The organism is Nostoc sp. ChiQUE02, assembly GCF_034531305.2.
Classification (GTDB): Bacteria; Cyanobacteriota; Cyanobacteriia; order Cyanobacteriales; family Nostocaceae; genus Nostoc.
In genome coordinates, this window is record NZ_JAVRBN020000009.1 from 172,301 (window position 1) to 192,990 (window position 20,690).

At 40.9% G+C, this 20,690-nt stretch carries 19 protein-coding genes; 10 read left to right on the forward strand and 9 right to left on the reverse strand.

Going from position 1 to position 20,690, the window contains the following annotated elements; all coding sequences use genetic code 11:
* The first annotated feature begins 194 nt into the window (after positions 1-194).
* Both RM347_RS12440 and RM347_RS12445 read left to right on the forward strand, forming a co-directional pair.
* Entirely contained in the window at positions 195-1,025 is an 831-nt protein-coding gene (locus RM347_RS12440; protein ID WP_322716571.1) for a phytoene/squalene synthase family protein, read from the forward strand.
* Between the two features lie 741 nt (positions 1,026-1,766).
* Positions 1,767-3,371: a serine/threonine-protein kinase gene (locus RM347_RS12445; protein WP_322716572.1), complete on the forward strand. Its 1,605-nt coding sequence runs from the start codon at positions 1,767-1,769 to the stop codon at positions 3,369-3,371.
* 175 nt (positions 3,372-3,546) lie between these two features.
* On the opposite strand, the gene RM347_RS12450 is transcribed toward RM347_RS12445, so the two are convergent.
* A complete protein-coding gene (locus RM347_RS12450; RefSeq protein WP_322716573.1) occupies positions 3,547-5,451 on the reverse strand; it encodes a serine/threonine protein kinase in 1,905 nt (634 codons plus the stop codon).
* A gap of 163 nt (positions 5,452-5,614) precedes the next feature.
* Here RM347_RS12450 and RM347_RS12455 point away from each other — a divergent pair, with 163 nt between their 5' ends.
* Positions 5,615-6,103 carry a hypothetical protein gene (locus tag RM347_RS12455; protein WP_322716574.1) on the forward strand — a complete coding sequence of 163 codons (489 nt, stop codon included), beginning with the start codon at positions 5,615-5,617 and terminating at the stop codon, positions 6,101-6,103.
* 104 nt (positions 6,104-6,207) lie between these two features.
* On the opposite strand, the gene RM347_RS12460 is transcribed toward RM347_RS12455, so the two are convergent.
* The gene (locus RM347_RS12460) at positions 6,208-7,242 is read right to left on the reverse strand and encodes a hypothetical protein (RefSeq protein ID WP_322716575.1); all 1,035 of its coding nucleotides are present in this window, start codon (positions 7,240-7,242) and stop codon (positions 6,208-6,210) included.
* Entirely contained in the window at positions 7,232-7,711 is a 480-nt protein-coding gene (locus RM347_RS12465; RefSeq protein WP_322716576.1) for a dynamin family protein, read from the reverse strand. Before RM347_RS12465 ends, RM347_RS12460 begins: the two co-directional genes overlap by 11 nt.
* A gap of 218 nt (positions 7,712-7,929) precedes the next feature.
* Here RM347_RS12465 and RM347_RS12470 point away from each other — a divergent pair, with 218 nt between their 5' ends.
* Both RM347_RS12470 and RM347_RS12475 read left to right on the forward strand, forming a co-directional pair.
* Positions 7,930-8,139, forward strand: coding sequence for a hypothetical protein (locus tag RM347_RS12470; RefSeq protein ID WP_322716577.1), 210 nt, complete (start codon positions 7,930-7,932; stop codon positions 8,137-8,139).
* Positions 8,136-8,402 carry a type II toxin-antitoxin system RelE family toxin gene (locus RM347_RS12475; RefSeq protein WP_322716578.1) on the forward strand — a complete coding sequence of 89 codons (267 nt, stop codon included), beginning with the start codon at positions 8,136-8,138 and terminating at the stop codon, positions 8,400-8,402. Before RM347_RS12470 ends, RM347_RS12475 begins: the two co-directional genes overlap by 4 nt.
* Positions 8,403-8,449: 47 nt before the next feature.
* Here RM347_RS12475 and RM347_RS12480 read toward each other — a convergent pair whose 3' ends face one another.
* Complete coding sequence (locus RM347_RS12480; protein WP_322716579.1) at positions 8,450-8,620, reverse strand: type II toxin-antitoxin system HicB family antitoxin; 171 nt, start codon at positions 8,618-8,620, stop codon at positions 8,450-8,452.
* Between the two features lie 126 nt (positions 8,621-8,746).
* Between RM347_RS12480 and RM347_RS12485 the strand changes: the two genes are divergently transcribed.
* Positions 8,747-9,742, forward strand: a complete 996-nt coding sequence (locus RM347_RS12485) for a YgfZ/GcvT domain-containing protein (RefSeq protein ID WP_322716580.1) — start codon at positions 8,747-8,749, stop codon at positions 9,740-9,742.
* Between the two features lie 5 nt (positions 9,743-9,747).
* Here the strand turns inward: RM347_RS12485 and RM347_RS12490 are convergent, their stop codons facing one another.
* The 4 genes from RM347_RS12490 to RM347_RS12505 all read right to left on the reverse strand — a co-directional run bounded on the left by RM347_RS12490 (position 9,748) and on the right by RM347_RS12505 (position 12,932).
* The gene (locus tag RM347_RS12490; RefSeq protein WP_322716581.1) at positions 9,748-10,707 is read right to left on the reverse strand and encodes a DUF5331 domain-containing protein; all 960 of its coding nucleotides are present in this window, start codon (positions 10,705-10,707) and stop codon (positions 9,748-9,750) included.
* A gap of 55 nt (positions 10,708-10,762) precedes the next feature.
* Complete coding sequence (locus tag RM347_RS12495; RefSeq protein WP_322716582.1) at positions 10,763-11,095, reverse strand: (2Fe-2S) ferredoxin domain-containing protein; 333 nt, start codon at positions 11,093-11,095, stop codon at positions 10,763-10,765.
* Between the two features lie 174 nt (positions 11,096-11,269).
* Positions 11,270-12,244, reverse strand: coding sequence for a cysteine synthase A (locus tag RM347_RS12500; RefSeq protein WP_322716583.1), 975 nt, complete (start codon positions 12,242-12,244; stop codon positions 11,270-11,272).
* Positions 12,245-12,347: 103 nt separating this feature from the next.
* The gene (locus tag RM347_RS12505) at positions 12,348-12,932 is read right to left on the reverse strand and encodes a Uma2 family endonuclease (protein ID WP_322716584.1); all 585 of its coding nucleotides are present in this window, start codon (positions 12,930-12,932) and stop codon (positions 12,348-12,350) included.
* A 259-nt stretch (positions 12,933-13,191) separates the two neighbouring features.
* Here RM347_RS12505 and RM347_RS12510 point away from each other — a divergent pair, with 259 nt between their 5' ends.
* The 4 genes from RM347_RS12510 (at position 13,192) to RM347_RS12525 (ending at position 18,769) form a co-directional block, all read left to right on the forward strand.
* Positions 13,192-13,518 carry a DUF3040 domain-containing protein gene (locus RM347_RS12510; RefSeq protein ID WP_322716585.1) on the forward strand — a complete coding sequence of 109 codons (327 nt, stop codon included), beginning with the start codon at positions 13,192-13,194 and terminating at the stop codon, positions 13,516-13,518.
* 16 nt (positions 13,519-13,534) lie between these two features.
* Positions 13,535-15,616, forward strand: a complete 2,082-nt coding sequence (locus RM347_RS12515; RefSeq protein WP_322716586.1) for a dynamin family protein — start codon at positions 13,535-13,537, stop codon at positions 15,614-15,616.
* Between the two features lie 122 nt (positions 15,617-15,738).
* On the forward strand, positions 15,739-17,985 hold the full coding sequence (locus RM347_RS12520) for a dynamin family protein (RefSeq protein ID WP_322716587.1): 2,247 nt from the start codon (positions 15,739-15,741) through the stop codon (positions 17,983-17,985).
* A gap of 109 nt (positions 17,986-18,094) precedes the next feature.
* Positions 18,095-18,769 (forward strand): DUF305 domain-containing protein, encoded by a 675-nt coding sequence (locus tag RM347_RS12525; protein ID WP_322716588.1) that lies wholly within the window; start codon positions 18,095-18,097, stop codon positions 18,767-18,769.
* Positions 18,770-18,924: 155 nt separating this feature from the next.
* On the opposite strand, the gene RM347_RS12530 is transcribed toward RM347_RS12525, so the two are convergent.
* Positions 18,925-20,637: a hypothetical protein gene (locus RM347_RS12530; RefSeq protein ID WP_322716589.1), complete on the reverse strand. Its 1,713-nt coding sequence runs from the start codon at positions 20,635-20,637 to the stop codon at positions 18,925-18,927.
* Positions 20,638-20,690 lie beyond the last annotated feature (53 nt).

The window sequence follows — 20,690 nt, forward strand, 5'->3', positions numbered from 1 at the left end:
AACCTATATACTGGACTAGACTTTAATAAATTTGAGAGTTTTGTTAATTGCAACACCAAAAACTATTAATTTTTAGATTAAATACTAGCGTATCTTATAGTCTATAGTTTTTAAGGTTTAGTCAAAACTATATCCAGTATCATCAAAAAACTGCAAACTTCATGTGGTGTGAAAATCAAGCGGGGAGTGAAAACATGAATTTACGTAGAGATGCATTGCAAATCCTCAAAGAAACTAGCCGAACTTTTTATATCCCAATTAATCTTTTACCGCCAGGATTACAAGAAGCAGTAGCATCAGCATATTTGTGTATGCGTGCTATTGATGAAATTGAAGATCATCCCGAATTAGATAACGCTACTAAAGTGAAGCTGTTAAGAACGATTAGCCTGACATTACAGGCAGGGGTTGATGGCTTCGCAGTAGATGCTTTCTTTGCAGGATTTAGTGGGTATGAGAATTCATTAGAAGAAGTCACTTTGAGGATTAGAGAATGGTCGCTGCTAGCACCAGACACCATTGCACCTCGAATTTGGGATGCCACTGCTGCAATGGCAGACCGGATGGCTTATTGGGCAGAAAGAAACTGGAAAATTCATACAGAATCTGATTTGGATCGTTATACCTTTGGGGTTGCAGGTGCAGTGGGATTGCTTCTTTCGGACTTATGGACTTGGTACGATGGTACACAAACTAACCGTACCCAGGCGATTGGGTTTGGTCGGGGTTTACAAGCAGTTAATATCCTGCGTAACCATACTGAAGATTTAGGGCGTGGGGTAGAATTCTTCCCAGAGGGTTGGAATGCAGAAAATATGCAAGAGTATGCCCGGCGCAATCTAGCTCTGGCAGAAGCTTATATCAAAGACCTTCCTACCGGCCCAGCCTTAGATTTTTGCCAAATTCCCTTCACCTTGGCTAATGGCACTCTTGACGCTCTTGCTAATGGTAAAGAGAAACTCAGCCGCAGTGACGTTTTCGCACTTATTGAACAGCTAATTAGTGTGAACATGAAAGCCAGCTAATAGTCTCTTAACGGCTCATGAAGACGATTCTCAATTGCCTCCAAATTTGGGCATCCAAAATCCTACAGCGATTTTCTATAGGAGAGCCAATGTGATATTCTCCCTTGACGCTAGCCTCTCCCTTTAGGAGAAGTGGAGACGCCAAAGGTGATAGCTTCTCTACGAGACCCTACGCGTAGCTTGCTTCACCGTAGGGGTATGCTTAGAGCGACTCTGCGTACTCTTACGGTGAAGCAAGGTCTGCACAGTGTCTCATAGAGAGCGTCTGGGATCTCCCCAAGTAGAAGAGGCAGTGCGTTGCAGGAGTTCCCCCTTGTAGCAACTGCCGTCAAGTGGCGTTAACTGGCATTGGGCACTCCCCTCCAATACCTCTGAATATCAATTCTCCAGAATAAGACTACAAATACAATGATGCAAAAACCCTGATTAAACCTAACTTTCTGAATTCCAAATTACCTTAGCGAGTCGGGAGATCGGCACGCCGCCCGTAGCAAGTTTTAAAAGAGCGTCATTAGGATTTATGAATTGGGATTTAGTATAAAGTAAATCAAGTACTATTTAAAGCTTAAGTATAATAATTCATCTGGATCTAGCGATCGCTTTACGTAATATCAGCTAAACTTTAGCAACTCTTTAAAGGTTTTCCAGCAAAAATTACCTGGCAAGAGTCGATCAATATCTAAATAATTGAAAGGGAGTATAACACTCCCCGTGATTATTCGTGCAGCGAGTTGAGAGTGCATGAGCTACTGCTTAAATCCTACCTGTCCCAATCCAGAAAATTTGGTATATAGCCAAAGGTGTCAGTCTTGTGGCTCGCAACTACTGTTGCGCGATCGCTATCAGGTGATCAAACCATTAGGTCAGGGTGGCTTTGGAGCAACCTTCTTAGCCAACGATCAAGGCTTACCAGGAGAACCGAGTTGCGTAATCAAGCAATTACGCCCATCAGGAAGCGCCCCACACGTTTTACAGATGGCCAGAGAACTCTTTGAGCGCGAAGCCAAAACTCTAGGTAAGATTGGCAATCATCCCCAAGTACCAAGATTATTAGACTATTTTGAAGATCATGAACAATTCTACTTAATTCAAGAATATATCAGTGGTGATACCTTGCAAGAGGAGGTGAAACTTAACGGCATCTTGAGCGAAACTGGAGTCAAGCAGTTTTTGAGCGAGATTTTGCCGCTGTTGCAATACATCCACGATCAAAAGGTGATTCACCGTGATATCAAGCCAGCCAACTTAATTCGCCGCACTCAAGATGCCAGAATGGTACTCATCGACTTTGGTGCCGTCAAAAACCAAATTAGCCAAGGTGGGACAAGTCCATCAGGACAGACAGCATTAACCGCGTATGCCATTGGTACTCCTGGTTTTGCGCCTCCAGAACAAATGGCTATGCGTCCAGTCTACGCCAGTGATATTTATGCATTGGGGGTGACATGCATTTATTTACTGACTAGCAAAACTCCTAAAGATTTAGATTACAATCCCAACACTGGTGAGATGATATGGGAGCAGCTTGTGCAAGTGAGTGACCACTTGAGCAATGTCTTGCGAAAAATGTTAGACGTGTCTGTACGTAATCGCTATCAGTCAGCGGCAGAAGTTCTCAGAGCATTGGAAATAGAACCATACTTAGATAGTTTGGCAAAGGGTTTACTGATTAAATCTGATAGTGGATTTAAAGAGCGAACACACAACCACCTGGAAAATTCTGCTGTTTTATCTAATAACCCTTCTACTGCTGTTACCAGTGCAGGAGTGGCACAGGTAGCGGCAGCAATTCGTGCTAGACGAGCCAAGGCAGCAGAAGCGGGTGGATTACACCAGGGTTCTGGAATGGCCAAATCAACTACTTTTGCTAACAGTAACAGTAATGGTTCACAAATTCAAAATTCTAAAGTTGAGCGGAAGTTAGATACCCAAGGTTTATTAACAGCCCATCTGAAGGGAAGACGAGATTTTGCCCTACACAATTTAAGTTTGCTGAATTTGCAAGGTGCTGACTTATCCCAAACAAATTTCCATTCCGCTCAATTGCAAAAAACCAATCTCCAGGGAGCTAATCTCCACAATAGTGACTTTGGTAGAGCCAGTCTGACTCGAGCAAATCTTAAGGATGCTAATTTGAGCAAAGCATACTTTAACCACGCTGATTTAGAAGGGGCAGACTTGCGAGGCGCAGACCTCAGCAATGCTTATCTCAGCAACGCTAACCTTCGAGGAGCCAATTTGTGTGGTGCTAATCTCACCAGTGCCAAAATTTCTGATGAGCAGCTAGCACTAGCAAAAACAAATTGGATGACCGTGCGCCCCAATGGGAAACGAGGCTTGTTGTGATTTGAAAGTGTCAGCTTTAAACCAAAGATGTTTATGCTCAGGCGAAGGCGATCAAAAACTGCGTAGGCACAGCCTGCCGCAGTTTTTGACATTACCAGTAATGATGGTGCCAGTGTTAAGCCTGATATAACGTCAAATTCCAGGAAGTTAGAGAAACAGTAAACACTCGTAACTGTTAAAAGCCGCTTTTAGGAGTTTCTGTAGCATTAGGACTCTCTGTAGTTGTAGGTTGATTAGTATTAGGAAGTTCTTGTTGGGTACTCTTTTGATTACCTTGATTTTCTAGTTTAGGTAATGCTTGTTTTGCTAGATTTTCGGCTGCTTGTTTAAATAATGGTTCTATTCTATTTCGCCAATATTGAGTATTAGGCAACTTTTCTGGATGGTTTCTATAATCTAAAACTTTATCCCATTTACCATCATCTATTGCTTTATTGATCTCATTAGATAACGCCTCCGCTTTAGCCCAATCTTCCTGCCACTGGGCAATCATTTTGCCCGTCTCTTGGATACCAGAAGCAGCATTTGCTGGAACCGATCTTAAAAGTGCGATCGCTCCAACTATATCTCCTGATTCATACTTCTGTCTTGCTTGTTCTATAATATTGGCACTGTTATCATTAGGCTGCGATCGCTCTGTTTTCCCAACCTCGGAAGTTGACCCCTTTGGCTTTTCTGGTAATGGAGTTACTACATCCCTAGATTTTGCTTTTGGCTTGGGAGTCGGTCGAGTCGCAATCAGGGTACTATCATTTAGTATTTTAATTGCAATGCCTTTTTCGCGCAGGCAAGAACCCCATTCTTGATTATTGGTTATCACATCCGAGTGTGCCCAAGCCAAACGACCAGATTTAAGTTTAACTTCTATCCAACGTCCTTTTGTTCGCTTGCCAGTCACCTCAAAACTGGTGTTATCAGCTACTGTTTGCAAAATATTATCAGAATTTATCGAACTAGGTTCAGAACGGATATTAGAATTTCCGACGACAACAGCCGAGCATTTATTTGCTAAGGCAGTATCGTTACCTGTAAGATTTAAAGCTAAATTTTTCACATTTGGATATACATTTGCGACCAAAGCAGCCGCACCACCTGCCAATAATATGCCAATTAATATCGGCCATGGGTCAGATTTACTAGAGTCTTTACGCGCAGGTTTAGCGGGGACAGGATTTGCTGGTGCTACTGCAACAGTGTGCAGCCGAGAAACTTGAGGTCGGGATTTGGCTGATTCTTGAGGTGTGGAAAGTGCTGGTACAGGATTAATCGCGTCTTTACATGCTTGCAGTGCTTCCGTGGCGTTTTGGTAGCGGTCTTTGAAGTGATAACGCACCATTTTGGTTAACACTGCCGCCAGTCGGTAGTTTACGGTTACTGATTGCTGCCAGATGATTTCGCCCGTTTCTGGATCTTCTTGCAATTCTGTTGCCTGTAATCCTGTTAATGCTTGAATAGCGATGATGCCAAGGGAATAGATATCACTGTTGGGGCGGGGTTTACCTTGCCCTTGTTCAGTGGGCATATAGCCAGGAGTACCAATAACTACCGTGGCAGGGGATTGCCCACCCACTGTTACCAGTTGTGTACGTAACTGCTTCACTGCCCCAAAGTCTACTAAAACTAACTTATTATCTGAGGTGCGACGGATGATATTATCCGGTTTGATATCGCGGTGAATCACGCCTTGGCGATGGACAAATTCGAGAATCTCCAGAACTTCCTGCAATAGTTGAATTACTTGGCTTTCACTCCAGCGCTTACCAGGTATAAGTTCCTCAGCTAGGGTATGTCCTTCGATATATTCTTGTACTAGATAGAATTCTTGGTTTTCGTCAAAGTACGCTAGCAGCCTGGGTATCTGGTCATGGTTGCCCAGTTTTTCTAAGGTTTCGGCTTCGCTGTTGAACAGACGTTTAGCAGTATCAAAAACTCTGGGGTCAGTTCCGGGTTTGAGGTGCTTGACAACGCAGATGGGATTGCCAGGCCGTCTAGTATCTTGGGCAATGTATGTTTGACCAAATCCTCCCATCGCGAGGACTCGAATTACTTGGTAACGATGGTCTAGTAGCTTGCCTATCATGTTCACTCCCCAGAGTTATTACCTAATTTTCCAGCTGGTAATAAATATCTCCAAATTTTCTTCAATGAAATCCGCTATCTTGAGAAAAGATTTAGATTAAAAACGCAGCTTTTTAATATACGCAGACTGTTTATTTTTCTTTTAGTGCCCCTGTTTACTACCAATGCCACCTAAAATAACAAACTCAGTTGCATGGCAGCAGGCTGAAATCCTCATGCAACCTGCTTTCATTCGCGTTATCGACAATATCCGCAAGCAGCTTGATGAATCTTCCTGGACGGGAACTTACCACGATGTCCTGATTTGGCCGCCTAGCACCACTGATGAAATCAAAGCATTGGTGACTGAGCTGTTGCAAGCAATGGAAACTGTAACACCTCAAGAAGCAGATGAAATCAGAGAAACTCTGGCTCGTCTGCCGATGCCCCATCCAGGATATCATCTACGTTTGCAGCGTCAACAGCAAGAAGCGAGTATCGATTTGTGGGAACTGTGTTACGAAGTGTGTTTTATTGAATACAGCCCAGAGAAGGAAGGTGCTGATATTGATACTAGTTTAATTGATGAACTCGGTGAAGTCGATTGGCTGCGTTTGGATGCTAAGGCAAAGCAGTTAGTTGAGGAGGCGTTTGCTAAATTGCCAGAAGGGTAACAAATAAAATGCCCTCAGAATAGAATTCTGGGGCTATACAAACGAAACCCACCTGCGTGGGTTAATGAGCTTTTTCAGCCTGTCTTAGCGGCCTACCTGACAGTTTATACTGGCTTCCAACTATTTAAAGATGCTTGAATAGGAGCCAATTCGCTCAAATATTCATTAAGTTTTACTTTCTGAGTTTCAACAGTTGCAAGAATTTGCTCCTTTTCGGCCTCTCTAGTTTCGCGTTCTCTCAACACGTTGTCAAACTGCTCTTGAAACTTGTTCATGTATTCATTAATTTGCTGTTTTGCATGTCTGAAATATTTCGATACCTGTTTATCAATAACTTTCTCTAGTAGGTGTTGGTTTCTCGAAACTTGCTCATCTATCTTTTGCTGAATTAACCTTGCTGTTTCTTTTAAGTCAATGTCGTAAACATTTCCTTGAATTGGAATATCAACATAATAATCTGGTCGACAGCAAGTCCCGCTTATCTTTTTTGATGTGTTTCCAATAATGACATCTTGTTGATGTTGAATTACTGCGTCAATACCTTTAAATTTAAATTTTGGAAATTGAATTTTATTAATATTAAGCTTAATTTCTAAAGTTTGTCCAAGATAATCAGATAATTCATTTGATATCGATTGAATATCATTTTGGATTATTTGTACTAATTCTTCTCGGAATCTTGTTCCATCTCTAAGCAATCTATCTTGCGTTTCTAACCATAAATTCTGAATATGCGGAGCACAAAATTGATTAATTGTAAGTTTAATTGTTTCAGCATGTTTTTTAGACTTAACTCTAATTTTGTATGGATCGGCAATTTTGGTTTGCTCTATCTCCACATAAGAATCTTGGCTATTCAAATATTCGGGAAAAGATTTTGTAAGATAATTTAATAAAGATTCTCCAACTTTAACGCTTACTCTAAATATTTTACTTAAACCTTTTAAACCAGGAAAAAATTCAAGTATGCCTTCAGTAAAATCCTCTATAATTCCTCCCAAATTATCTGTATTAGATTCCTGCATTTCCATTTTTTGAGGATTATTTTGAATTTTGGTTGTTTGATATTTAGCAGACCTAGAGTGAGCAATCTGATCAATTTCATCTTGTATGTTAGTTTTAGCACCCTCAGCAAACATCTAGTTCAAAGCGTGTGGTATTGTCATGATTAGCTGTAGCTCGAAGCTTGTGAGTGTGATCTAGAAATTTTTGCCGAATCACACTAGAGTCACCCTCGGCAATAACAACAGGTTTCTTTTGTCCCTGTCGATACTCTAACAGTCTTGGCGTAGCGCTAGCGTCAATTGGTCGGATATCAGTACGGCAGACTGTACAGGCTTCTGATTCACTTGCCAGAACATCAGCACCAATCACGGCATTCAAAAAGGTACTCTTGCCAGCCTTCATTGCTGCAATCACAGCTACCTGATAGTTTTGCTCTTTCAATGCGTGTAGGGCTTTGTTGATCTCATCCTCAACACTCTGCAAACCTTTGGTATCGTCTCCTTTGCTGAGGCGGCCTTGGCGAATTTCTTGCAGGTACTGTAAAAGACGTGTGCCAGTGTTGTATATGCTGTCGTGTGCTGCTTGAAACTGTTCAGAGGACATAATTAATTATGTGAGGGAAAGTTTAGCTAAAGCACGTACAGCTTAAATTACTAATGAAAATATTTGCCTCAGTAATTGCACTGTCACACTAAAGGCGATCGCAATTTGTTAACAAAATTGCGATGTTGGTAAGGGCAGCTTCTCCATTCATCTGCATATATAGAAAATGAAATAGGACGCGTGCTAGGATCAGGCAAAATGGAGCGATTGGAGCATATATGCCAGAAATAAACTTAGATGAAATTAAACTTAAAGAACTGTTGAAAACAGCAATTTTTGAGGTACTTCAAGAGCAGAAAGAAGTATTTTATGATTTATTCGCAGAAATTATGGAAGATATAGCCTTAGAAAGGGCTATTAAAGAAGGTGAAAAGACTGAAACTGTTAGCCGCGAAGCTATTTTTCAAATTTTGGACAGTAAAGGATGAATATAGAGTTCAGAAAAAGCTTTGAGAAAGATTTAAATAATATTCGGGACGAAGCCTTACTTAAAAAGATTAAGGCGGTTATTGAAGAAGTAGAAAACGCCGAAAATCTAGCAAATATAACTAATATTAAAAAACTCCAAGCAGATGGTAACTATTATCGCATCAGAATTGGAGACTACAGAGTTGGAATTGCAGTATCAGAAAGTGTAGTGATTTTTGTGAGGGTATTGCACAGGAAAGATGTTTACAGGTACTTTCCGTAGTGTAAGCGATCGCTTTCAGCATAACCCCTTTCACTTCTATGCCCCCGTTACAAAACCTCAAACTCTTTTGGTGGTTCAAAATGCAGTGACAAAGCTTCCTCAAGATTAGCCAATGCCTCAGTTTCAGTCTCGCCCTGGCTAGCAATATCAATCTCTAAGCACTGTGCCACAAACCAGTTACCTTCCTGCCATACACTTGCAGTAAAAGTTTGTTTCATAAGTTTTTATTGTTCGGCACTTTGATTATACGCTAGAAGAAAATCGGAGATGCATTGAAGCCGCAAACGCTTATTTGCTAAGATTTCCAGTGCGACAACATTGAAACAGGGCAACTTCTCATCACCATGCCAACATCTACACTTGACGATAAAGACGCAGCAGCTATCGAAGCTGCCAGAGTTGGGGTTGCAATCTGCGATCGCACCGCCTGGGGACGCATCAAAGTGGCTGGCGACGATCGCCTCAACTTCTTACACAACCAAAGTACTAACAATTTCCAAATACTCAAGCCAGGACAAGGTTGTGATACGGTTTTTGTCACCTCCACAGCCAGAACAATTGATTTAGCAACCGCCTACGTTAGAGAAGATGCGGTAATCCTGCTAGTTTCACCCAACCGCCGCCAGTTTCTTATGGAATGGCTGGATAAATATATTTTCTTTGCTGACAAGGTGGAATTATCTGATATTACAGAATACACCAACACCTTCAGCCTCATTGGCCCAGAAAGCGACGCTGTTTTAGAAAAGTTGGGTATTGGCGAACTCATCGGCCAACCTTACAGTAGTCATAAAGTATACACCATTGCTCCGGCTGAGGGCGTGCGAATTGCTGTGGGTAGCGGGTTAGCTGCACCCGGATACACCTTCACTTTCCCCTATACTGACAAAGCAACGGTGTGGAACAAATTGTTAGAAGCTGGGGCGGTAGAGATGAGCGATCGCGCTTGGGATGCATTGCGAATCTTACAAGGTCGCCCCGCCCCAGATGCTGAACTCACAGATGATTACAATCCTCTGGAAGTTGGTTTGTGGCAAACAATTTCTTTTACTAAAGGTTGCTATATTGGCCAAGAAACTATCGCCCGGTTAAATACATACAAAGGTGTAAAACAACACCTTTTGGGTATCCGCCTCAGTGCCCCTGCGTCAGTTGGAAGTGCGATCGCAGTGGGAGATGAAAAGGTTGGCAAACTTACCAGTTACACAGAAACGGCTGATGGTTATTTTGGACTAGGTTACATTCGCACCAAAGCTGGTGGCGTAGGCTTAAAAGTCAAAGTGGGAGAAACTGAGGGTGAAGTCATAGAAATCCCCTTTGTTTCTCACGAGTACCCATAAGTAATTCAAGTCAAAATATCTTCTTCTTTATTCCTAGCGCCGTAACAAAATTCATCTACCCAAGAAGCTAAACTACGGGCATTAGTGGTTGGTAAATTCACTTTGTTTTTAACATTTTGTGGTTGAATATTCGGTTGCTTGCCGTTACTTTTAACCTCAGTAGTAATTGCTAGCGATCGCACTGGTTTACCATTACTGTTAATCTCAGTAGTAATTGCCAGCAATGCGCCTACAGGTATTCGAACAGATGGCGCGTTGCTTTTAACCTCGCTAGCTAACGCCACAGATGGCATAGTTTTGGCTTTGCTGTTGGCTTCAGCAGTCATTGTCAGCGATGTTCCTGAAGGAAAACGTTCAAGGGGCGATGTCTGACGAGAAGCTGCAAAGTCGCTACGTACTGATTGATATTCGTTCAAGAAACCCGATGATGGCGTTTTCACCGGAGTATCTGGAGCAATTTTAGTAGTAGATGCAACTACTAACTCAGGTTTACGGGTGCGATCTACCTCTGTGGTAGCCGTAAATGATGGCACAAGTTGATCGGCGCGTGGCAAGTTTGAATCTAGAGTCTTGGTAAGAGATTGAGACACAATCTTGCTGGCAGTTACAACCGATGACAGATGTTTATCCTCAGAATGCTTCTCATCTGGCGACTCACTCTCAACTTGGCTTATAGCCATAGAATGGGCTGATTTTATTAAACGTAACTCTTCATCAGGATTGAAGTTAAGACCTAAAGCGGCAACTATTTTATCTGGATCGTTATTTAGATCCAGCATAAAAGCAAGTATTTCATCAAACTGGGGTTCTAAAACAGAGAGTGTTGCCAAAATAAAACCAGACAAAGGACGCCGCAGACCATCGTAAGTGCCCCAAATTCGCATTTTGACCAGCCAGGTAATATTTTGATCGTAGTAAATCAGCCACTTTTGTTTTAAGGATTGACGCAGCTGCTGGATATTCATTGGATGCCTCACTTCAGTCAACAAGATTGCAGACCCTGATATTGAAAATTTAGCTTTATTTCTGGGGATGAAACCGATAATAGAGCATCTGTTTAACTCTTTGACCACCTAGCAAATGATTTTCTACCAGTAGAGATACTTCATCGGGTTGAACGCCGCTATACCAGACCATATCGGGCAATACCAGCACCATCGGCCCATTACCACATTGTCCCAAACAACTGCTAGCTGTTATCGTTACACCAGGGATTGGCAAAGCTGCAAAAGCTGCTAAAACCTTGACTGCACCTTGCTTTTTACAAGTCCGATTTTGACAAACCCGCACACATCTGCCAGAAGAGGGTTGGTCTACGATCGGCAAGTTTGATGGTTGAGTTATGTTTGACATTTGTCCTTTGTCCGATGTCATTTGTTCTTTGGAATTTGTCCCCGTCCGCGCAGCGTCTCCCTTAAGAGAAGTTCTGTTCGCCAGAAGTTACAGAAGCGTCTACAGACTTCTCTGTTTGTCATTTGTCAAAAATCCCAAGCTAAGGACTAATAACTAATGACTAATGACTAATGACTAATCTATTGAAAGTCCTTTTGAGGCTAGCCATTCCGGGTTAAATATCCGCGACTGATACCGGGAACCACTATCACACAAGATGGTGACAATGGTATGTCCTGGGCCCAACTGCTTGGCTAGGGCAACAGCTGCACCAACATTAATACCTGTTGAACCACCCATTAACAGACCATCTTTCCTCAGCAGTTGGTAAACTACCCGTAAAGCTTCTTGGTCATCGATTTGGATGGCATCATCAGCAGGTGCGCCTTCCATATTGGCTGTGACACGACCATTCCCGATGCCTTCGGTGATGGAATTTCCTTCTATATTGATTTCGCCAGTTTTGACATAGCTATAAAGTGCGCTACCCAGTGGATCGGCAACAACGCATTTGATTGCTGGATTTTGTTCCTTTAAGTACAACGCCACACCAGCATAAGTACCACCAGTACCAGTTGCGGCTGTCCATGCATTTATTTTACCATCTGTCTGTTTCCAAATTTCGGGCCCTGTGGTTTCGTAGTGGGCGTGGCGGTTGGCTAGGTTATCAAACTGATTCGCCCAAATAGCATTTTCCAACTCAGCAGCGACTCTGCCAGATAGCTTGACATAGTTATTTGGGTCTTTATAGGGTACGGCAGGAACGCGACGGACTTCTGCGCCTAATGCGATCAGTGCGTCTATTTTTTCTTGTGATTGGGTATCGGGAATAATAATTAGGCATTTGTAGCCTTTGGCGTTGCAAATATGCGCCAGTCCAATGCCAGTATTACCAGCAGTTCCTTCTACAACAGTACCACCAGGTTTGAGTAAACCTTTTTTTTCTGCATCTTCGATAATGTAAAGTGCGGCGCGGTCTTTGACGGAACCGCCAGGATTGAGAAATTCAGCTTTAGCGAGGATTTCACACCCTGTTTCTTCACTGAAGCTGTTTAAGCGAATCAGGGGTGTATTGCCAACAGCGCCGACGAAGCCATTTTTAATATCCATTTTGACTATACCTGTGTGAGTATCTATAAAAATTTTGGCTTATAGCGATCGCATGATTTACATCTAATTTGCCTAATTTGCCTAAAATTCTATGATTCGTACACTACCAAACTTTACTCATATTCAAAACAAACCCAGGTAATACCGATTCACCGCTAACAGTCGCGGGATTTTCCAGACATTCCTCTGGTATACCAGGACGATAAATATAGACTCGGCGATGCTTGCGGTCAATTAAGAAGCCTAGCTGTACTTCTGGTTCCCTCATATATTCCTCCATTTTCTCCTTCAACGGTTTGAGGTTATCAGAAGGCGATCGCAGTTCAAGTACAAAATCTGGACAGATGGGGGCAAATCTTTGCTGTTTTTCTGGGGAAAGAGCATTCCACCGTTCCAGTTTAATCCACGAGGCATCAGGTGAGCGCTCTGCACCCGTTGATAGCTTAAATCCTGTACTGGAGTCAAAACAAACACCTGTCCCGTCTTTTTCTGCCCAAACTCCTAGCTGTAAGGCAACATTGAAGTTACGATTACCTGTCTCTGAACCAGTGGGCGGCATAATTGATATTTCTCCAAATTGATTCCGTTCAATGCGTAATTCACGATTAACCTGACAAAAGTCAAAAAACTGTTCGTCTGTCATTTGCATTGAGGGAGGAATTTGCACAACTAAAGGGGATGAAAACATAATGATTTCCTCTAGGTTTTGCTGTCTACCCGACTGGCTTGTATTTCTTATTTTCACGCAAGTCATTCTTTTGGTGAGACGGTAATATTCGTTTTCGCCACAAATTTATGGTACTCAACTCCAGCTTCAGTTCAGCAGCCAATGAAAAGCATAATAGTAAATTTACTGGGGTTGTTAAATATTTACGTAAGTTACTATACAGCATAATTGATGAGTAAATGCTGACATCTTTTCATTGTCTTAGACGGGATGAACACCGATGACATCTGAGAGCAATCGCCAAAAAGAACTTGAACACCGGGAACGCTTATTACGGGAACGAGAAGTTGAATTGCGGCTTCGGGAAATGGAAACTGACATCCATGCTACCGATGCGGCTTTTCATCAAACTGTGAAGCATCAGCCAGAAAATACCCAGAAACCTTGGATGAAAAAACTAATTCTGGGTGGAAAGCTTTTTGCTCTTGGTGTGGTAGCGCTAGTTGCAGTAAGAATAGCCTCAGTATTGGCTGGGTTTATTATTGTTGGTGCACTGGGGTGGATGTCTTACAAATTATTTTTGGAATCTAAAAAAACCAATCTTTAATGAAGGTGTAACTGTTATGAGTAATCAGGTAGCAACTGACAGATTTATCCAAGATTTAGAGCGGGTTGCTCAAGTGCGATCGGAAATGTCTGTATGTTTGAGTAAACTAGCTGAAACAATTAATCAAGCTGAGTTGGCTGGAGATTCTTCATCAGGAAAGCTCAGTTTAGAGCGAGATATTGAAGATATTACAATAGCTAGTAAAAACCTCCGTCAAGGTGTATTTCGCCTTTTAGTATTGGGCGATATGAAACGGGGAAAAAGTACTTTTCTTAACGCCTTAATTGGTGAAAACTTATTACCAAGCGATGTTAACCCTTGTACAGCAGTGTTAACAGTTTTACGTTATGGGCCAGAAAAGAAAGTTACCATTCATTTTAATGATGGAAAAAGCCCACAACAGCTAGACTTTCAGAACTTTAAATATAAATATACCATTGATCCGACTGAAGCGAAAAAACTAGAGCAGGAGAAAAAACAAGCCTTTCCTGATGTTGATTATGCAGTAGTTGAGTATCCCTTAACGTTACTACAAAAGGGAATTGAAATTGTCGATAGCCCAGGATTGAATGATACAGAAGCGCGAAACGAATTATCTTTAGGTTATGTAAATAATTGCCATGCAATTTTGTTTGTCATGAGAGCTTCTCAACCTTGTACCTTGGGTGAGCGTCGCTACCTAGAAAATTATATCAAAGGTCGAGGATTGACAGTTTTCTTCTTAGTTAATGCTTGGGATCAAGTGCGGGAATCATTGATTGATCCTGATGATGTTGAAGAATTACAAGCATCTGAGAATAGATTACGGCAAGTATTTAACGCGAATTTAGCAGAATATTGTACTGTAGAAGGTCAGAATATTTATGACGAAAGAGTGTTTGAGCTTTCGTCAATTCAAGCACTCAGACGACGGTTGAAAAATCCGCAAGCTGATTTAGATGGGACTGGCTTTCCGAAGTTTATGGAAGCGCTTAATACTTTTCTTACCAGAGAACGTGCGATCGCAGAACTTCGTCAAGTCAGAACCTTAGCAAGACTTGCCTGCAATCATACCCGCGAAGCAGTTGCAAGACGTATACCATTGCTTGACCAAGATGTAAACGAATTAAAAAAACGGATTGATTCAGTGGAACCTGAGTTTAACAAACTCACAGGTATCCGAGATGAATTCCAAAAAGAAATTATCAATACAAGAGATACTCAAGCAAGAACGATTTCTGAATCTTTCCGCAGTTACGTTTTAAATTTAGGTAATACCTTTGAAACCGATTTCTTGCGCTATCAGCCGGAATTAAATTTGTTTGATTTTCTCAGTAGTGGTAAACGAGAAGCATTTAACACCGCACTGCAAAAAGCCTTTGAGCAATATATCACTGACAAATCTGCTGCTTGGACATTAACTGCTGAAAAAGATATTAACGCAGCTTTTAAAGAACTTTCTCGCAGTGCTGCACAATATGGTGCCTCTTACAATCAAATCACAGACCAAATTACAGAAAAGCTCACCGGACAAGACGTAAAGGTACATACCACTACTACTGCTGAAGAAGATAACTCTCCCGGCTGGGCAAAATGGGCAATGGGATTGTTATCACTGTCTAAAGGAAATCTTGCTGGCTTCGCACTAGCTGGAGCCGGATTTGATTGGAAAAATATCTTGTTAAACTACTTCACTGTAATTGGGATTGGCGGGATAATTACAGCAGTGACAGGAGTTTTTCTTGGGCCAATTGGGTTTGCGCTACTAGGGTTGGGAGTAGGATTTTTGCAAGCAGATCAAGCCCGTAAAGAGTTAGTTAAAACAGCGAAGAAAGAGTTAGTTAAACATCTACCCCAAGTAGCACATGGGCAATCTCAGGTTGTGTACAATGCCGTGAAAGAGTGTTTTGACTCTTACGAAATAGAAGTGAGTAAGCGGATTAACGATGATATTGTATCTCGCAAATCTGAATTAGATAATTTAGTCAAGCAGAAACAAACCCGTGAAATAAATCGTGAGAGTGAGTTCAACCGTTTAAAAAACTTACAAGAAGATGTAATAGCTCAGTTGCAAAAAATTGAGGCGGCGTATAGCAATTTATTAGCTTATTATAGTTGATAAATCTCATTACTCTCGTTCTCAGCTAGAGGCTGGGAATATCTATTGGGAGGCTCCGCCTCCCATAACTATAAGAATGTGAGGTAATTGCATTACCAGACGGAGACTGGGAACGAGGAACTATGCAACAACAGTATGAAGGTTATAGGGATTTAGCAGATTCTCTCAAATCTGTATCTGCATTACTGAATTTAGAACGCAAATCGCAACTACACCAAGATATAATTACCATCTGCAATCATCTCGTTAATCCTAGCTTCCGCATTGCGGTATTTGGCCCCTTTAATCATGGCAAGTCTACTTTACTCAATGCCATGCTAGGGAATCGCACCTTACCAATTGATTTAATCCCCACTACAGGCGCGGCAATTACTGTCAAGTATGGCTGTGATGTGCGGACTCGCATCATGTTGGCAGATAGTACAGAAGTCTATCGCAGTGGCACAGAAATTTTACAGCAATTTGCTATTCTTGATGGCAATAGGCAGATGCGAAAAGATGTAGCATCTGTAGAACTTTTTTGTCCGCATCCCTTCTTAGAAACAGGTGTAGAATTTCTCGATTTACCGGGAACAAATGATAGAGATGAACAAGATAATTTGGTCAGGGAACAACTATTAAGTGCAGATTTAGTTATCCAATTATTAGATGCTCGTAAGTTAATGACTTTAGGTGAGCGGGAAAACTTACGAGATTGGTTATTAGATCGCGGTATTAAAACAGTTATATTTGTTGCTAATTTTCTGAACTTACTCGAACCCGACGAGCAAAAACAAGTCCAAAATCGCCTGCTGTTTGTTGCAGAAAGCTTTCGAGCCGAATTACCTCCAGGTTTTAGTAATTTATATCGCGTTGATGCTTTACCTGCCTTAAGAGCTAGATTAAAAGGCGATGTTGCTGCTGCCAATAGTAGCGGTTTAGCAGCTTTTGAAACAGCTTTGCAAAATATTGTGGGAATTTTTCAACCAAATCGTGGTAGTGTGCGTTTGCCAAGAGTACAAGCGATCGCTTCTCAAATCCAACTATCATTAAAAGCCAAAATTGACCCAATTGCTATTGAAATAAAATCCTTTGATGATAAACAAAATAGCAAAATTGAAATAAAACAAAAAGCAGCTAACTTAATTTATAAAGGTTTCACTACCAGCATCGGAGAATTACGCAATTGGCTAGAATTACCCAAGTTACTCACAAAATATCAAGCTGATGCGGCAGTAGCATTGGCAGAAAATAACTTTAAAGCATGGCAAATAAATAGTCTTAAAAAAGACCTAACTCAGTTGCAATTAGCTGTGGTGAAATGGCTTTATCAAGCTTACGAATTTTTCCAAGAAGAACGACCGCAAGATTTATTAATTCCCTTTCCTAGCGAACCACAAGTAATACTACCTTCAAAGCCAAACAATAATGATGATTTGAGTGAACCTGGTTCCATCGCTGTTGGTGGTGGTATTGGTTGGTTGTTAGGTGGCCCGGTGGGTGCTGCTGTCGTCGGAAGTATTTCTTATTTATTAAACAAGAATATCCAAAAACAAGACGAACAACTAGCAAAGGAATCTTATCATCAGGAAGTTGCTAAACTTTGTATAACTGCAATTGAAGATTATTTATCTAGTTTTAGCAGCCAAGGGTTATCCATTTTAGCTGAATATGAACGGAAAGCTGAAAAAGTAATTTGTTTTGAATTCAGCCAAGAGCCAGTAGAAGTTAGTAGTAAACGTGATAATCTACAACGGTTACAAAATGGTTTTAATCATTTGTTACAAGAGCTAGAAAAAGCCAAAATCTTCTCAAATCATCAAGCTTATAAAGAAATACCAAAAAACACAAATATTAATAGAAAATATTTGCCACAACCAGAAAGAGTTAAACTTTCCCCTGAAAAAGATCCTGTTATTAAGCAACAACAGGAAAAGACTGCTAAAAATAGTGGCACAAGGGTAGAATCTGTTTCTCCACCACCACCGCCAAAAGCTTCTCCGTCTCCGCGTCCAGAAGAGGTGGAGGCGAAATTTCGTGATTGGGAACTCAATGAGGAAATAGCGCGGATGAAAGCAGAGATGCGTAGCCCTAAGGCTTGTCGTCAGACATCGCCTAGTTCTCAAACTAGCAAACAGCAAAATTCAACTCAAAGCAATAAAGCACCCAACCAACCGGAAACCCAGACGGAAAAAGATAAGATTACTCGCGCCTACGGCATTTTAGGATTGCAAACAAATGCTTCTCAGACTGAGGTAAAGCAGGCTTATCGAACTTTAGTAAAAAAATGGCATCCAGATTTGTTTGTAAATCAGCCGCAACTGCTCAAACAAGCACAAGAGAAAATGCACTTAGTTAATGATGCTTACACAATTTTGAGTGAGAAATAAACAACAAGATACTGGACTTATTTAATTAAGTGAGATTTCATCCTAATTTCATTTCTGGCTGCAAAGCTAAGAAGTAAATATAGAATTAGGAAACTGTTAGGTGAGATTTATGCAACTCCTATCTTTGAGGAATGGCTTTTTGGCGTTAACCTTGACTGCGATCGCTTCAGCCAGTGGGTTAATCACAGCCTGTACCAATGCTGCTTCCCAGAACCAAAGCCAAGCCCCAAACGCAACCGCTACCAATACTAGCGACAATCATACAAATCACAGCATGGCAATGGATTTAGGCCCAGCCGATGCTAACTTTGATTTACGCTTTATTGACGCGATGATACCGCACCATCAAGGGGCTGTGGAAATGGCTAAAGAAGCGCAGCAGAAATCAAAACGTCCTGAAATCAAAAAACTAGCAGACGATATCATCAAATCGCAAAACCAAGAAATTACTCAGATGAAGCAGTGGCGACAAGCTTGGTATCCCAACGCGGGAGATAAACCAATGGCTTATAACAGTCAAATGGGTCACATGATGGAGATGTCGTCTGACCAAATGAAAGCCATGATGATGAGTCAAGATTTAGGTGCAGCTGATGCTGAATTTGATCTGCGTTTTATCAATGCGATGACTCCTCACCATCAAGGGGCTGTAACAATGGCAAAAGATGTCTTGAGTAAGTCTAAGCGCCCTGAAATCAAGCAATTAGCCCAAGAAATTATCAACGCACAAAATACAGAGATTAAGCAAATGCAGCAGTGGCGAAAAAGCTGGTATAACAAGTGATGCATTGCCAAAAATCTTGGCAACGAATGAATCAGCTGTAGGAACGTACAAGGGACTAGGAATTAGGGAATAGTATTTTTTACTCAGCACGGGCTAAACGCCCCGCTACCACTAACAGCACTTTCAAGTCAGGTTGGTAGAATAAAACCAATCTTTTATTGCTTAAGCAAAGTTTCTAGATTTTTTTGAAGTAAACCAATTAGGGGAACGAGGAGTGGAGCCGGCACAGTCAGAAGATAGAGGCGAAAGGTTGCAATATCGAAAGGCCAGTTTGGGAATTCATTAGTTATGGTGTAGAATTCACGCAATTCTCGAATTTTTTCGGTTTTCCTCCTCAAAGTCGCTGCATCTACATTCAAACTGCTTTGAGTTTGGAAATAATCTTGCTGGAATTGGCGAGCAATCTTGGATAAAAGCTCATTCTTAGCTCTCTCCATACCCCTATGAGCAGCTAATAACGGACAAAAAAAGCATGAAGTTGACAGTAAGAGATATAGCAGGAAGATGAAGGAAATAAACCAATAATTTTGTCCAATTCCCTGTGTAATAACCTGATAAGCAACAATGCCAATCCAGATTCCTAAAGCAGCCATGAAATAGGCAGTTTTAAGCGAGTAATCACTGAGATATCTGAGACCGCCACATCGATCGGGATGAAGAAGATTAATATTAAATTGCTTATCCTTGAGAATAAAATTAAGAATCTGTATATTAGCAATAAAATTGGACACTAGCATGGTAACCATGTAGGCAAATATCCAAGTAAGAACTGTAATGCTCAAATTTGGTAGAAGCCCTGAACCTATCCAACTATTCTTAAATAGAGGCAGAGTGGCAGAGACAAAAATACTGATACTGACAGCACTACTAAGTGATAATAAATTGCGCCATCTTCGACGATACACAGTTGCAGCGATTTGCTCATTCTCTGTATCAATTTCCACTATATCAGAAGCTTCAAGGTAATTAATTATATTATTGATTGCCTTAAAACTCCATAAGTAATATGCTAAGATTACTGGATTTATAAGTATTGCTAGAACCCAGGGAATCCAGTCTTGAAGTAATCCTACCTGACCAATCTTAGACCACATTGTATCGCTTAACCATGCGGTCAGTAATAATAACCCAGTAGTAATTAAAATTGATAATAAGCTAAAGCTCAAGGGAGAGAGATAAAGCTTTTGAATTAGAAAGTAAGCTATAGGATCAGAACGATAGATGTTCAAATTTTCTAACTCGTTAGGAGTCATCCTAAATGCAAATAAGGCAAGCAATAGGAGAAATAAAATAACAGTTATATTAACAACAGTAATCCGAACTGATGAGTTTTTTTTACCAACACTAGAAGATGTTGAGCGTCGCTGTGAAACTGAAGATTTCACAACAGGTGAAGATGTTTGATGTAGAGTAGGTTGAACAGATGATGGTTGTTTAGGAATTTGGGAACCTGTATGCTGTAGGGTCTGCTCAATTGATGGTCGTGATGTAAAAGTTAATTGTGAGAACAGATTCCTAGCAAAAAGTAAAGAAATCAGAACGACAAGAATAATAACTGCTATTCCAAATCGTTTTGCAAAAGATATTAATAAATCTATTAGTAAATTTTGCTGACTAGTACTTTGATTTGCAGAACTCTTTCGATCTTCTTGCATCTTGAGAAGAATTGAAAGAATAACTGAGATCAATAAACTTCCTATAAGGATGATAAGAAGAATATTCTTCTTCGATGGATTTTCACTATCAAGCCACGATTGAAAAATTGATGGAGCTAAATTTGTAAGAAAATTTGTTATTACTGTAACAAATCCTAATGATATTGCTGAGGAAAAGAATACCGCATCTAAAATTTTTTGAAGCCATTTCATAGAAGATTTACTTTATTCTCCATAGTCTTAATTTTTAAAATGAACTCTACTCG

What these genes read in the sequence shown, in the direction of transcription:
- RM347_RS12515 (WP_322716586.1), top strand. Translation starts at nt 13,535, where the DNA reads ATGAGTAATCAGGTAGCAACTGACAGATTTATCCAAGATTTAGAGCGG.
- RM347_RS12485 (WP_322716580.1), top strand. Translation starts at nt 8,747, where the DNA reads ATGCCAACATCTACACTTGACGATAAAGACGCAGCAGCTATCGAAGCT.
- RM347_RS12495 (WP_322716582.1), bottom strand. Translation starts at nt 11,095, where the DNA reads ATGTCAAACATAACTCAACCATCAAACTTGCCGATCGTAGACCAACCC.
- RM347_RS12470 (WP_322716577.1), top strand. Translation starts at nt 7,930, where the DNA reads ATGCCAGAAATAAACTTAGATGAAATTAAACTTAAAGAACTGTTGAAA.
- RM347_RS12510 (WP_322716585.1), top strand. Translation starts at nt 13,192, where the DNA reads ATGACATCTGAGAGCAATCGCCAAAAAGAACTTGAACACCGGGAACGC.
- RM347_RS12500 (WP_322716583.1), bottom strand. Translation starts at nt 12,244, where the DNA reads ATGGATATTAAAAATGGCTTCGTCGGCGCTGTTGGCAATACACCCCTG.
- RM347_RS12465 (WP_322716576.1), bottom strand. Translation starts at nt 7,711, where the DNA reads ATGTCCTCTGAACAGTTTCAAGCAGCACACGACAGCATATACAACACT.
- RM347_RS12520 (WP_322716587.1), top strand. Translation starts at nt 15,739, where the DNA reads ATGCAACAACAGTATGAAGGTTATAGGGATTTAGCAGATTCTCTCAAA.
- RM347_RS12480 (WP_322716579.1), bottom strand. Translation starts at nt 8,620, where the DNA reads ATGAAACAAACTTTTACTGCAAGTGTATGGCAGGAAGGTAACTGGTTT.
- RM347_RS12450 (WP_322716573.1), bottom strand. Translation starts at nt 5,451, where the DNA reads ATGATAGGCAAGCTACTAGACCATCGTTACCAAGTAATTCGAGTCCTC.
- RM347_RS12525 (WP_322716588.1), top strand. Translation starts at nt 18,095, where the DNA reads ATGCAACTCCTATCTTTGAGGAATGGCTTTTTGGCGTTAACCTTGACT.
- RM347_RS12460 (WP_322716575.1), bottom strand. Translation starts at nt 7,242, where the DNA reads ATGTTTGCTGAGGGTGCTAAAACTAACATACAAGATGAAATTGATCAG.
- RM347_RS12475 (WP_322716578.1), top strand. Translation starts at nt 8,136, where the DNA reads ATGAATATAGAGTTCAGAAAAAGCTTTGAGAAAGATTTAAATAATATT.
- RM347_RS12440 (WP_322716571.1), top strand. Translation starts at nt 195, where the DNA reads ATGAATTTACGTAGAGATGCATTGCAAATCCTCAAAGAAACTAGCCGA.
- RM347_RS12530 (WP_322716589.1), bottom strand. Translation starts at nt 20,637, where the DNA reads ATGAAATGGCTTCAAAAAATTTTAGATGCGGTATTCTTTTCCTCAGCA.
- RM347_RS12490 (WP_322716581.1), bottom strand. Translation starts at nt 10,707, where the DNA reads ATGAATATCCAGCAGCTGCGTCAATCCTTAAAACAAAAGTGGCTGATT.
- RM347_RS12455 (WP_322716574.1), top strand. Translation starts at nt 5,615, where the DNA reads ATGCCACCTAAAATAACAAACTCAGTTGCATGGCAGCAGGCTGAAATC.
- RM347_RS12505 (WP_322716584.1), bottom strand. Translation starts at nt 12,932, where the DNA reads ATGTTTTCATCCCCTTTAGTTGTGCAAATTCCTCCCTCAATGCAAATG.
- RM347_RS12445 (WP_322716572.1), top strand. Translation starts at nt 1,767, where the DNA reads ATGAGCTACTGCTTAAATCCTACCTGTCCCAATCCAGAAAATTTGGTA.